This window comes from Knoellia sp. AC549 (assembly GCF_979258975.1).
This window is the reverse complement of sequence record NZ_OZ409890.1, coordinates 323,263-335,699: the sequence shown is the minus strand read 5'-3', so window position 1 is coordinate 335,699 and position 12,437 is coordinate 323,263. Positions and strand designations below refer to the sequence as shown.

At 71.1% G+C, this 12,437-nt stretch carries 10 protein-coding genes; 3 read left to right on the top strand and 7 right to left on the bottom strand.

The annotated features are described in order from the left end of the window. Positions 1–32 precede the first annotated feature (32 nt). A complete protein-coding gene (locus ACZZ98_RS01585) occupies positions 33–1,028 on the top strand; it encodes an N-acetylglucosamine kinase (protein ID WP_463514646.1) in 996 nt (331 codons plus the stop codon). A 228-nt stretch (positions 1,029–1,256) separates the two neighbouring features. Here ACZZ98_RS01585 and ACZZ98_RS01580 read toward each other — a convergent pair whose 3' ends face one another. Further along, a complete protein-coding gene (locus ACZZ98_RS01580) occupies positions 1,257–3,389 on the bottom strand; it encodes a RecQ family ATP-dependent DNA helicase (protein ID WP_463514645.1) in 2,133 nt (710 codons plus the stop codon). A gap of 108 nt (positions 3,390–3,497) precedes the next feature. Then, positions 3,498–4,889, bottom strand: a complete 1,392-nt coding sequence (locus tag ACZZ98_RS01575) for a serine hydrolase domain-containing protein (RefSeq protein WP_463514644.1) — start codon at positions 4,887–4,889, stop codon at positions 3,498–3,500. 68 nt (positions 4,890–4,957) lie between these two features. Between ACZZ98_RS01575 and ACZZ98_RS01570 the strand changes: the two genes are divergently transcribed. Next, the gene (locus ACZZ98_RS01570; RefSeq protein ID WP_463514643.1) at positions 4,958–5,434 is read left to right on the top strand and encodes an acyl-CoA thioesterase; all 477 of its coding nucleotides are present in this window, start codon (positions 4,958–4,960) and stop codon (positions 5,432–5,434) included. Continuing rightward, positions 5,431–6,087: a hypothetical protein gene (locus ACZZ98_RS01565; protein ID WP_463514642.1), complete on the top strand. Its 657-nt coding sequence runs from the start codon at positions 5,431–5,433 to the stop codon at positions 6,085–6,087. The genes ACZZ98_RS01570 and ACZZ98_RS01565 overlap by 4 nt, the downstream gene beginning before the upstream one ends. 114 nt (positions 6,088–6,201) lie before the next feature. Here ACZZ98_RS01565 and ACZZ98_RS01560 read toward each other — a convergent pair whose 3' ends face one another. The 5 genes from ACZZ98_RS01560 to ACZZ98_RS01540 all read right to left on the bottom strand — a co-directional run bounded on the left by ACZZ98_RS01560 (position 6,202) and on the right by ACZZ98_RS01540 (position 12,383). Next, positions 6,202–7,599, bottom strand: a complete 1,398-nt coding sequence (locus tag ACZZ98_RS01560; RefSeq protein WP_463514641.1) for an HNH endonuclease signature motif containing protein — start codon at positions 7,597–7,599, stop codon at positions 6,202–6,204. Positions 7,600–7,777: 178 nt separating this feature from the next. Next, on the bottom strand, positions 7,778–9,187 hold the full coding sequence (locus ACZZ98_RS01555) for an MFS transporter (protein ID WP_463514640.1): 1,410 nt from the start codon (positions 9,185–9,187) through the stop codon (positions 7,778–7,780). Between the two features lie 29 nt (positions 9,188–9,216). After that, on the bottom strand, positions 9,217–10,032 hold the full coding sequence (locus tag ACZZ98_RS01550; RefSeq protein ID WP_463514639.1) for a glycerophosphodiester phosphodiesterase family protein: 816 nt from the start codon (positions 10,030–10,032) through the stop codon (positions 9,217–9,219). A gap of 2 nt (positions 10,033–10,034) precedes the next feature. After that, positions 10,035–11,810: a glycoside hydrolase family 13 protein gene (locus ACZZ98_RS01545; RefSeq protein ID WP_463514638.1), complete on the bottom strand. Its 1,776-nt coding sequence runs from the start codon at positions 11,808–11,810 to the stop codon at positions 10,035–10,037. 63 nt (positions 11,811–11,873) lie between these two features. Then, complete coding sequence (locus tag ACZZ98_RS01540) at positions 11,874–12,383, bottom strand: pyridoxamine 5'-phosphate oxidase family protein (protein ID WP_463514637.1); 510 nt, start codon at positions 12,381–12,383, stop codon at positions 11,874–11,876. Between the last annotated feature and the right edge of the window lie 54 nt (positions 12,384–12,437).

Sequence of the window (12,437 nt, the reverse complement as noted above, 5' to 3'; positions counted from 1 at the left end):
CTCCGGCGGGGAGCACCCGGCAAGATGGTCCTGTGATCCTTGCAGCAGTCGACGCCGGAGGCACCCGAACCCGCGCCTCCATCGTGCAGGACACGCTCGTGTGCCGGAGCATCGGTCTCGCCGGTCGGGGGAACCCCATCTCGGGCGGTGGCCCCGAGGCGGCGTTCGGCGAGGTCGCGTCGGCCATCAGGCGTGCCGCTGCTGACGCGGAGGTGGCGCTCACCGAGATCGAGGCCGTCACCCTGGCCAGCGCGGGTGGGACCGCCTTCGAGCCGGGCTTCCTCGCAGACGCCTTCGCCGCTGTCGGCATCCGGGCGCCGTTCTCCAAGAGGGGTGACCTGGCGGCGTTGTTCTGCTCAGGCACCCATGAGACCTCTGGCTACAGCCTTGTCGCGGGGACCGGTGCCACGGCGGTGCGCATGGTGGACAGCGCTGAGGTGCAGACCATCGACGGCCTCGGCTGGCTGCTGGGCGACACCGGCTCAGGTTTCTGGATCGGCCACCGGGTGGCCCGGGCGGTCGCGGCCGCGCTGGACGGCAGGATCTCGACGTCGATGGTGGAGCCTGCTCTCCAGGTGCTGGGGATCGCGCCGGACCTCGCCCTGCGGACCGGGCGCCCCATCGCAAACCACGAGCTCGTCCGAGTCGTCTACACCCAGTCGCCCTTCGCCCTCGCAGCCTTGGCGCCGGTCGCCTTCCTCGACGAGGGTGACCCGGTGAGCGTCGCGATCGTCGACGAGGCGGCGCGAGGACTCGCCCAGGCGGTCATCGACGTCCATGCCGACGACGTCACCGGGCCGCTGGTGGTCGGCGGTGGCGTCATGGCCGGCCAACCGCGGCTGCTCGAGGGGATCGTGGCGGCGCTGCGGTCCTCCGGGCTGGAGCTGCAGGTGATCAGGGCGACCGACGGTCTGGTGGGGGCCTCCGTCCTCGCCCTACGTGGTGCCGGCGTCGCGGTCGATGCCGAGGCCTTCGAGACCGTCAGAACGACGACGGCCACGCAGCTCGCGCGGCACGCAGCGCTCTAGCCGGGACGGACCCGGACCCCGAGTCCTCACCCGTCGGTGGGTCTGTGACCAGTCGGGTGGTCTGTGACCAGTCGGGGTGTCCAGAACCCCCGACTCGTCACGCATGGCCCGACTGGCCACGCAAGCCCCGGCCGGTCGTCGTGTTTCCACCCGGGACGGCGTCGCCTGTCCAACGCCCGACTCGTCGCCGCGGCTCGACCGGCAGGCGGGGCGCTAGCCCGCACTCGCTCAGCCGTCGACCGCGAGGGCGAAGGGGAGGACGCCGTCAGCGCCCGCGCGCCGGAGCTCGCGGGCAGCGACGGTGAGCGTCCAGCGTGAGCTGACGAGGTCGTCGACGAGCAGCACCGGCCCACCCACTCCACCGAGCGTCCGCGCCAGCTCGGGTCCGACGACGAGCCGCTCCCACACTCCGGCGAGGCGGAAGGCGCTGTTGCCACCCGGCTCGCCCGTGGGCCCGCCGTGCTCGAGGTCGAGGGTCCCGAGCAGCGGCAGCCGCCCGATCTCGGCCAGCCCTGCGGCGAGCGACTGCACGAGCTGGGGATGGCTGCGGGACGGCATGGCAACGATGCCGGCGGGCCGCTGCGACCAGCCCCATTCGGCAAGGACACCGACGCAGGCGCGGAGCAGCTCGGGAGTGGCGGGTGCGTCCTCGCGCAAAACCTGGCGCAGACGGTTCCCCCAGCCGAGGTCGCTCAGCCGGGCCAGCGCTCGCCCACCCGACATCGCCTCGTCGGCCGGGATCTTGCCCTTGACCGGCACCCCGAGGCGGTCCATGCCGGTGGGCCACTGGGCACGTGGGTCGAGGTCGACCCCGACCCGGGCCAGCCGTTGGCGAGCGGCGCCGATGACGTTGTCGGGCACGTCGGTGGCGTACCAAGGGCTGGCGCAGGTGTCGCACTTGCCGCACGGCACGGCCGTCGCGTCGTCGAGCGTGCGCTGGAGGAAGGCCATCCGGCACTCGGTGGTGCGTTCGTAGTCGAGCATCAGCTGCTGCTCGTCGGTGCGGGACTGGGCGACCCGGGAGTAGCGGTCGGCGTCATAGGTCCACGGCTGACCCGTCCCGGTCCAGCCACCCTGCACCCTCGTGACGGCCCCGTCGACGTCGAGGACCTTGAGGAGCAGCTCGAGGCGGGTGCGGCGGACGTCGACGATCGTCTCGATGGCTGCCGTGGACAACGGGCGACCAGCCTCGGCGAGGGCCGTGAGCACCGCGTCGGCCTGCTCCTGCCGGGGCATCGACACGGACGCGAAGTAGAGCCAGATGTCCTTGTCCTCCGGCCCGGGCAGCAGGAGCACGTCGGCCCGCTCGGTGGCTCGCCCGGCGCGGCCGACCTGCTGGTAGTAGGCGACGGGCGAGGATGGCGCGCCCAGGTGGACGACGAACCCGAGGTCCGGCTTGTCGAACCCCATCCCGAGGGCTGACGTCGCGACGAGGGCCTTGACCCGGTTGTCGCGCAGCTCGGCCTCGAGCCGCTCACGGTCGGCGGGGTCGGTGCGGCCGGTGTAGGCCGCCACGCGCTGACCGGCCTCAGTGAGTGCGGCGGCCACCTCCTCGGCGGCAGCCACGGTGAGCGTGTAGATGATGCCGCTGCCGGGGAGCTCGTCCAGGTGGGCGAGGAGCCAGCCGAGGCGCTGCTCGGGAGACATCGAGCTCAGCACGCCGAGCCGCAGCGAGTCACGCGCGAGTCCGCCGCGGACGGTCAGGACCTCTCGCCCGCCCACGCCGAGCTGCTCCACCACGTCGGTCACGACGCGGGCGTTGGCGGTCGCCGTGGTGGCGAGCACCGGCACGTCGTCGGGGAGCTCGCCCAGCAGGTCGCGAATACGGCGGTAGTCGGGCCGGAAGTCGTGTCCCCAGTCGGAGACGCAGTGCGCCTCGTCGACGACGAGCAGCCCGCAGCGACGGGCGAGGTCGGGCAGCTGCTCGTCACGGAAGCGCGGGTTGTTGAGCCGCTCGGGGCTGACGAGCAGGACGTCGACGGAGTCGCTGGCCAGGGCCTGGCGCACCTCGTCCCAGTCCTGGGCGTTGGCGGAGTTCATCGACACCGCGCGTATGCCGGCGCGCTCGGCCGCCGCGATCTGGTCGCGCATGAGCGCCAACAGGGGGGAGATGATGACCGTCGGCCCGGCACCCTCGGCCCGGCGCAGCGCAGTAGCGACGAAGTAGACCGCCGACTTGCCCCACCCTGTGCGCTGGACGACGAGAACGCGGGACCGGTCGGCGACGAGTGCGGTGATCGCCTCAAGCTGGCCGTCGCGGAAGTCGGCGTCGTCACGCCCGACGAGCCGGCGCAGGGTCGTCGTCGCGTCGGTGGCGAGCGTGGTGGTCTGCGTTGGTGACACTGCTGATGCGTTGGTCATGATCACCCCACCGTAGGCGCGTCACCCGACAGGCGAACCATCCGCTGTGGACAACGACGCAAGGCGTGGCTGCTGTGGACGACCTCAGGGTCAGGGCTCAGCCCCGACCTAGTGCCACTCCTGCTCGTCGACCCCGCCCGGCACGTCCGCCTCCGGGTCGTAGGGCGTGCGGGTGAACCGGAACGTCGCGAGGTCGAGGTGCGACACCGACCCGTCGCCGCGACGCACCACCCGCAGCGGCTCGCCCGTGTAGTAGCCGTCGAGCCCCACCCACTCGTCGGCCCCTGCACCCACCCGCCGGAAGCGTGACCCGCGACCCTTCCCCGGCGCACCCAGCACAAGGTCCTCACCGACGAACCGCGCGGTCTCCACGCTCGGTCCCCAGTGCCACGTGCCCGCAAGCTCCAGCACGTCCGCGGACCCACTGGCCACCCACGGCGCCACAGCCGGTGCCTCGAGCTCGCGCAGGGTCCGCAGCAGCTCCTTGGGCAGGTCCTTGAGCGCCGCGCTCGCGGTCGTGTTGGTGAAGAGGACCACGCCGTCACCCACCTCACCGGCCGGTCCCTCGCCACCCTCGGCATCGAGGTGGACGAGCTGCTTCGCCAGGAAGCCGGGCATCGAGCCGCCGTGACCTGCGGACCGTGCGCCCGCGTCGTTCCAGACCTGCCAGCCGAGACCGTGGGCACCGGTCCAGGGCTGGCCGGGCTCGTCGACGACGTGGTGTGGCTCGACCATCTCGGCCAGCGACTCGGCGGAGACCACCCCGTCCGTCCGGCCGCCCAGCAGCGCTGCCCAGCGCGCGAGGTCGGCAACGGTCGTCCACAGCTGACCAGCAGGCGCCATCGCACCGGCGTCGTGCTCCGGCTCAGCGAGCAGCACGTCGGCAAAGGGGTGCACGGCCAGCCCGAGCGCCGCCTTGCCAAAGGGCCGCAACGTCGTCCGCGCCATGCCCAGAGGCTCGAGCAGCTCCTCGCTCACCACTTCGAACCAGGGACGCTCCCGGACCACCTCCAGAAGGCGACCGAGGGCGGCATACCCCGTGTTGGAGTAGTGGAAGCGCCGCCCGGAGCGGAAGCGGGTCCCGACGCCGGACGCCACCAGTGCGTCCCAGTCGCTGCCGGGGGTGCGCTCCCACCAGTGGCCCGCCGACTCCGCCTGGACGCCGCCCGCGTGGCTGAGGAGCTGCTCGATCGTCACGTCGTCGAGAAGGCTGCCAGGAACGTGCGTGCCGAAGCGGTCGGACAGCTCGAGCCTCCCTTCGTCGCGCAGTCGCATCACGGCCACGGCCACGAACGTCTTGGTGATCGACCCCATCCGGAACTGCGTGTCCGCGTCGACGGCGACACCGTCCGCGCGCCCGTCCAGAGTGCCGACGGCGCCGGACCATACGAGCTCGCCACTCCGGACGAGTCCCGCTGCGACAGAGGGCAGTCGGTGCGTGCGCTGCCCCGTGGCGAGGAGGTGGTCGAGGCGTGCGGACGTCGTCGGTGAGACTGGCATCAGACCACCCTAGGTCTGGCTGCGGGACGGGCGCTGCCGGGGATGCGCGGTGCTGCCAGACTGGGGCCATGTCGCAGGTCGATCCCGTTCCCGAAGTCACCGCGCGGCCCTACCGCACCCAGGTCCCGCTGCGCTGGTCCGACATGGACGCCTACGGTCACGTCAACAACGTGCAGTACCTCCGCCTCCTCGAGGACGCCCGTGTCATCGGCTTCCGCGAGTGGTTCGGGAGCGACCGCTCACTCCTCGACAGCGGGGTGATCGTCTCGCGTCACGAGATCGAGTACGTCGCGCCGCTCACCTACCGACCGGAGCCGATCGAGGTCGACATGTGGGTCACCGGGGTGCACGGTGCGGGGTTCAACCTGGGGTATGCCGTCCGCGACCCTGAGTCGCTCGGCAAGACCGTGTATGCCGTCGCGGAGACCGGCCTCGTGCTCTATGACTTCGCTGCGAGCAGACCGCGCCGGCTCACCCCGCAGGACCGCGAGATCCTCGCCCAGCACGCCGGCGACCCGGTCGCCTTCCGGTGGTCGCGCCGGTGAGCGCTGCCGTCGCGTCCGAGCTCGTCCTCGCCGATGCCGAGTCCCTCCAGGACCTTGGCCGGTATGCCGCCCGCGCCCGTGCGCTCGATGCTGACGGTGCCGTTCGTCTCCAGGCCGTGGGGCTCGTCCTTGCGTCGTGGGTGGGCGTGCTGCCCGGTTCGGGGTTGCTCAGCACGGGGGTGACGATCGGACTGCGGACGTCGCAGCTGGCCGAGCCGGCCCAGCTCGATGTCGTCGTCCCGCTCGCCTCAGTGAGCGACCGGGTGGCTCGGCCGGGGGAGCGGGCGGTGCTGCCCGTCCCGCCCATGACGGTGTCGGCGGCTTGGGCGGCGGTCTCTCCGCCTCGGTCGGGCTGGCAGCCGGTCGGTGTCATCGAAGCAGAAGCGTTGCAGCAGAGCGCTTCCGAAGGCATTGCCGAGGTCGCCGATGGCACCCCTGCTGGTGCTGGAGCCCCAGCCCTCGCGGCTCTGCGTGAGCAGGTCTGGCGGCGTCCAATCGCTGGGACGTCTGGCGAGGCGCCTGTGCCTGCGGCCCTCGCGTTTGCGGCGTACGCGCTCGGTTTCCTCAGCCAGGACGTGGAGGCGACGGTGGCGACGAGCGGTCGCTGGACCCGCCTCACCACCCCCGCCGGTCATGCCCTCACCCGCTCCTGAGCCGCTGGTCATGGTCTTCGTGGTCTCGCGCCTTCCCCTCTCGCGCGGGCAGAACAACTGACCCGGACATGCCTGTGTCCCCGATGCCCTCGGGCGTCGAGGTGTGGGGCGAGGTCATGGTCGGTGCCAGACGCCGGGATCCCCTGAGGCTCGACGGTGGTCACGAGCGTGCTCGCTCAAGTGCGCGGGTGCGGCTGCTCGTCCACGCCCGGAGTCGAGTCGTTCGAGGGCGTGGTCGTAGGAGCCGCGGGTGCGGTCCCACACGACGTGTCTGGCCCCGTTCTGGTGGGGTTGGATCCAGCCGTGGTTGCGCTGGGTGTGGACGGTGGTGTGGTGTCGTGGGCAGAGGAGGGCGGCATTGTCGAGGTTGGTGGGGCCGCCGTCGGCCCAGTGGATGAGGTGGTGGGCGTCGGTCCAGGAGGCGGGGGCGTCGCAGCCGGGGTAGGTGCAGTGCCGGTCGCGTAGCCAGAGCCGTTTGATCTGGGCTGGGGTGAAGAGCCGTTGCGCGCGTGCGAGGTCGACTGCTTCACCGCAGGAGTTGAGGACGGTGGGGATGATGGTGGCGTCGCACGCCCATTTGCGGACGGTGTCGGGGGTGGCGAGCTCCCCGGTGGTGAGCCCACCCAACAGGATCCGGCGCCGGCCTTGCGTTGGAGGTCCTCGAGCGCGATCTGGACGAAGATCTGCGTCTTGGCGCTGGACCAGCTCATGTCGCCGACTCTCTGGGCCAGGCCGATGACGGCCAGGAGGGCGTGGGCGCGGCGCTGGTCGTGGGGGGCGCAGGTCGGGTTCGGCGGGTCCGTGCTTGTCGACGGGGGTTGGGGTGGGTGCTGATCCGGGTCCGATCGCGGCTTCGAGGGCGGCGCGTCCTTCGCGGGTGATCCGCAGGACGTACTCCCACAGCCCGGGAGCGATCTCCTTGCCCAGCGACAGGGACTCGCCTTTCTTTGCCCGGTCCTCGGTGTCGTCGAACTCCCCGTCGAGTCCGTGGCGGGCCAAGAGCTCGTCACGCAGCCGGCGGACGGTGCGGGTGTCGTGGCGTTCCGCCAGGGTGGTGTAGGCGTGCCAGACGGTGTCGACGGCGTCGGGGTGCAGGTGCGGTGTGAGCAGTCGCATCTCGGTGAGGATCACGGCCGCGGTCGCGAAGCTGACCCGGCCGGTGGTCACGGCTTCGCGCAGGATGCTGTGGCGTGGGTCGCGGCAGGCTTGCGCAACAGTGGCGACGCGGCCGGCGCCGGTCACGGCATACCTGCAGTGGTGCTGGGCCACCCATTCGCGGTCGGTGACGGGCGGGTTCGAGGCGGCGGGTTCACCTCGCTTCAGGGCGTCGATGGTGATCGCGGCCTCGGCGCCCTCGACCACGGCGGAGAGCTCACCCAGCACCTCCAGACCCTCACCGAGCTGCGCACCGGTGGCTTGCCACAGCACGGCCGGTAACGCGGCCGCGGCTTCCTGGGCAGCACGCAGCCGGTCCACGCAGTCCGCGTAGGTCAGCTCCAGTGCCGTGTCCATGGAAGGAACTCTACGGACCACCACCGACAGCCGACGCGGTTCGAACAGGCTCTCACTGCAACGGTATTCACTTGATCACATACTCACCGCAACACCAGGCACACCGGCATCGTGGGTTGCGCTTCACCCGAGAAAGTCCCGTCCAATGATGGATGACATTCATCGAGCCGCAAAAGGCCTAGGTGCGGATGCGGCGTCCGGCCACGATGACGAGCGTCGCCACCGCTGCGGTCCCCAGCCACATCGCGACGAACGCCGGCACGTCCTCGCCCGCACGCGTGTGCAAGGCAGCGAAAACCGCCCCCGTCGCCGCGATCCCGATGACCGACCCGAGCACATCCGACAGCTGGAGGCTCGACGACGCCGAGCCATGGTCCGCGGGAGCGGTCAGCGAGAGCGCCAGCACCGAAAGGCTCGCCGTGCCGAGGCCCATCCCCAACCCGGCCAGCGCCAGAGGTGCCGCGACGAACCACGGCCACCAGCCGGCCCAGGTCACCAGGACGACACCGACCAACCCCGTCGCCAGCGCCGCTCCACCGAGGCTCACCAAGCGGTCGCGTTGACCCGAGAAGCGGTCACGGCCCTGGACCCATGAACCCACGGACCAGCCGATCGAGCCGATCGCCAGGACCATCCCCGCCTGGGCGAGCGAGAGACCTCGCTCCCCGGTGAGCATGAGCGGGATGTAGGTGATCGTCCCGAAGAAGGCACAGGGGAGGAAGAAGCGGCTGAGCATGACCGACGGCAGTCCGCGCCGCATGGTGAACGTGCCCGCTGGAAGAAGAAGGGGAGCGCACACGAACACACCCACCAACCCGACGAACGCGGCCCCCGTCTGGACCGACCCCCCCAGCTCGAGCTCGTGGGTGCCCCACTGCATGATGCCCGCCGACACCGCGATCCCCACCCCGAGCCTCGCGGCTCGTGCATGAGCCCGGTGGTCCCGGCTGGAGGGCTCGAGGCCGACCTCGCTCGCGCGGACCTGGTGCCGTCGCAGAAGCAGCACGGTGAGAGCGACCACGACGGGCGCGATCACCATCCAGAAGACCCATCGCCACGACCACGTGCTCGTGACCCAACCGGCTAGGACCGGGCCGACGAGCGACGGGACCACCCAGGCGGCACTGATGATGCTGAAGACCTTGGGCCGCAGCGCCTCCGGATAGGTGCGGCCGATGACGACGAAGGCCGCGACGAACGTCACCCCTGCGCCGAGGCCGGCGACGGCTCGGCCGAGGAGGAAGGGCGCAAAGGAGGTCGACGCTCCGCACACGGCACACCCGACGGCGAAGAGCACCTGCCCGGAGAGCAGGGAGGGCAGCGCACCGGCTCGGTCGCACCACACGCCCGCGAGCACGATGCCGAGCAGCTGCAGGGTGAGCATGACGGAGAACGCGAGACCGTAGGACCGGACGGCGTCCAGCTCCAGCGCGACCTCCGGCATCGCCGTCGAGACGGCCATCGACTCGAAGGCGATGACGGTGATGAGGGCCAGAAGGGCGAGGGTCAGCGCGGCATACGTCGGTCCGAAGACTCCCTCACGCGTGGGTGACTCGACCGCTGTTCCTTGGACTCCCCGGGTGCTCACCCGGTCACGCTACGTGAGACCACGTCGCCTCAGGCGACCGGCTGGAGGGGGTGGCCGCGCTCGGCCAGGACGTCGCGCAGCGTCGCGATGTGGTCGGTGACGATGCCGTCGACGCCGAGGTCGAGGAGCCGGTGCATCTCAGCGGCGGACTCGTCGCTCCAGGGGTGGAACCACACGTGGACCTGCTTGCCGAGCCGGTGCGCCACGGACACGAGCTGCGGTGTCACCAAGGTGATCTGGCGACCGCGCAGGCGGTGGGCGACCGGGAGCTGCAGCACGGGAGCGGGCGTGTGCAGCCACCGTGACAGCAGGCCCGGGGCATAGCGCAGCGCACCCGTCCCGACCTGTCCCGCAGCCGTCGCCAACGCCGGCCCGAGCGCACGTCGCGCGGCTCGCACCCGCCGCTCGCTGAACGACGCGATGCACACCCGCTCGACGGCCCCGTGCGCCCGGATCGTCTCGACCGCTGGCGCCAGCGCCGAGTCCGCCTTGACGTCGATGTTGAGCCGCACGGTGGGCAGCTCCTCGAGCAGCTCGGTCAGCAGCGGCACCGCGTCGGTGCCGTTGATGCGCGCCTCGCGCACGGCGGCATACGGAAGGTCGATGATGGCGCCGACGCTGTCCGTGGTCCGGTCGAGATGGGTGTCGTGGAAGGCGATGAGCTCACCGTCCGACGTGGCGTGCACGTCGGTCTCGAGGTAGCGGTAGCCCATGGCCACGGCCCGCCGGAAGGCGCCCATCGTGTTCTCGAGTCCCACGTTCGGACCGTATGCCGCACCGCCCCGGTGTGCCATGCCGATCGGTCCGCTGTGGTCGAAGTAGGCGAACTCCGAGGCCTTGGCCATGGTCAGATCGTGGCCCAGACAGCCACGTCGGTCGGCACGAGACCGTCTGCGGTGAGCTCATCCGACTGGTGCGTGACGGTGGCGCCGTCGGGCAGGGCCACGGCCTCGGGGCCGAGGTTGACCAGGACGAGCGTGCGACGCGAGTCGTCCTCGGACGCGTTGACGAACGCCACGACGTCACCACCCGAGAGCTCGTGCCGGGATGCCGAGCCCAGACCGAGCCGACCCGCACGGCGCGCAGTCAGCATCGACCGGTAGAACTCCAGCGTCGAGCCGGCGACACCGGCCTGCTGGTCCACGGCATACGCACCATAGGACTCCGGCTGCGGCAGCCAGCTCGCGTCGCTGGGACCGAAGCCGTGGCTCGGTGCGTCCTTAACCCAGGGGATCGGGATCCGGCATCCGTCACGCCCGATCTCCTTGCCCTCCGTGCGGTGGAACGTCGGGTCCTGGCGGAACTCGTGCGGCAGGTCGGTCGACTCCGGGAGTCCCAGCTCTTCACCTTGGTAGAGGTAGGCGCTGCCGGGCAGGCCGAGCATGAGCATCGTCGCCGCGCGGGCGCGTCGCAGGCCGAGCTCGGCATTGGGCTGCGCCTGGTCGGCGGCGATGCCGTTGGGCCGGGGGAGCGACTGGTCGAGCCCGAGCCGGGAGGCGTGGCGGACGACGTCGTGGTTGGACAGCACCCAGGTCGTCGGAGCGCCCACCGCGTCGTTGTCGGCGTAGGACCGCTCGATGACCGCCCGGAGGTTCTCCGCCCTCCAGTGGGTGTCGAGGAAGTCGAAGTTGAAGGCCTGGTGCATCTCGTCGGGCCGCACGTAGCGGGCCAGCCGGTCGCCGGGCTTGACCCAGGCCTCGGCGCACAGAATCCGCTCGGGAGAAGGCTGCTCGTCGAGAACCTTGCGCCAGCGGCGATAGATCTCGTGCACGCCCTCCTGGTCCCACATGGGGGGACGCGACCCCGGGCCGGCCTCGTGGATGCGGACCGGCTCGTCGTCCTCGGGAGGCAGGGCCGCCTCCTCCGAGCTGTCGAGCATCGTGAGCGGAGCACCCCAGTCAGGGAGTCCCTCCTCCTTGACCAGACCGTGCGCGACGTCCACCCGGAAGCCGTCGACCCCCCGACCGCACCAGAACTCGAGGATCGAGGCGAACTCGTCACCGACCTCGGGGTTGGTCCAGTCGTAGTCGGGCTGGGTCGTGTCGAAGATGTGGAGATACCACTGCCCGGGCGTCCCGTCGGCGTCGGTGACGCGCGTCCACCCCTCGCCACCGAAGACGGACGGCCAGTTGTTGGGCGGCTCCTCACCGTGCTCGCCCTTGCCGTCACGGAAGATGTAGCGACCGCGCTCGGCGCTTCCGGGCTCGGCGGCCAGCGCTGCCTTGAACCACTCGTGCTCGCTCGACGAGTGGTTGGGGACGAGGTCGACGATCACCCTGATCCCGAGGTCGTGCGCCCCGGCGATGAGGGCATCGGCGTCATCGAGGGAGCCGAAGACCGGGTCGATGTTGCGGTAGTCCGCCACGTCGTAGCCGGCGTCGTGCATGGGCGAGACATAGAACGGCGACAGCCAGATCGCGTCGACCCCGAGGTCGCGCAGGTAGGGGAGGCGGGCCGTGATGCCGGGCAGGTCACCGATGCCGTCGCCGTCGGAGTCCGCCCACGACCGAGGGTAGATCTGGTAGATCACCGCGTCACGCCACCATGGCGCGTCGGTCGGGTCGGCGGGGTGGAGGGTCGTCTCGGACAGGGCGTCAGGGGTGGTCAGGGTCACGTGTCCCATGCTTCCGTATGCCGTCCGCCCATCCAAGCGGGCGTCTCACCTCCTGGTGACCTCACGTCGGGTTCAGGACAGCGTGTGGACGAGTTCGCGGTGGTCCTCGTTGCGGCCGTGGCGGGGGCACGGCTGTCGAGCGGCTCGTGGGCAGAGGACCCAGACCTGGCTGGCCCGGGCGCGATAGAGGCGGTAGGGCGCCTCCCCGGTCACGTCGTCGAGCGTGAGCGTGCTGCCACCGCGCGACTCCGGACCCGGGTAGACGCGCAACCCGTGCTCCAGCTCGCTCTCGTCGACCACGGCAGCGGCGCCCACGGCATACAACGCTCGTCCGTGGTAGGCGGGAACCGTCGAGTCGAAGACGACGAGGCTCACCTCCCGGTGGGCCTCGAGGTTGACCGAGTGGCGGGCTCCGCGGCTCGACGCCCAGTAGTAGTCGCCGAGCCCGTCGGCGGCGAAGTATACAGGGGAGGTCCACGGCTGCCCATCGGCACCGACGGTGCCGAGGGTCAGGTAGGCGTTGCGCTCGAGCAGCGCCCGTGCGTGGTCCGGGAGGGGTGCGGTCAACGACTCGTCCGTCATGCCACCAGTCCTACCGCACGGCGGCGACCTGCGACCTGCGACCGGCGACCTGTG

Excerpts from the sequence above, each read along its gene's own strand:
- ACZZ98_RS01580 (WP_463514645.1), bottom strand. The coding sequence starts at position 3,389 with ATGACCAACGCATCAGCAGTGTCACCAACGCAGACCACCACGCTCGCC.
- ACZZ98_RS01575 (WP_463514644.1), bottom strand. The coding sequence starts at position 4,889 with ATGCCAGTCTCACCGACGACGTCCGCACGCCTCGACCACCTCCTCGCC.
- ACZZ98_RS01570 (WP_463514643.1), top strand. The coding sequence starts at position 4,958 with ATGTCGCAGGTCGATCCCGTTCCCGAAGTCACCGCGCGGCCCTACCGC.
- ACZZ98_RS01560 (WP_463514641.1), bottom strand. The coding sequence starts at position 7,599 with ATGGACACGGCACTGGAGCTGACCTACGCGGACTGCGTGGACCGGCTG.
- ACZZ98_RS01550 (WP_463514639.1), bottom strand. The coding sequence starts at position 10,032 with ATGGCCAAGGCCTCGGAGTTCGCCTACTTCGACCACAGCGGACCGATC.
- ACZZ98_RS01545 (WP_463514638.1), bottom strand. The coding sequence starts at position 11,810 with ATGGGACACGTGACCCTGACCACCCCTGACGCCCTGTCCGAGACGACC.
- ACZZ98_RS01540 (WP_463514637.1), bottom strand. The coding sequence starts at position 12,383 with ATGACGGACGAGTCGTTGACCGCACCCCTCCCGGACCACGCACGGGCG.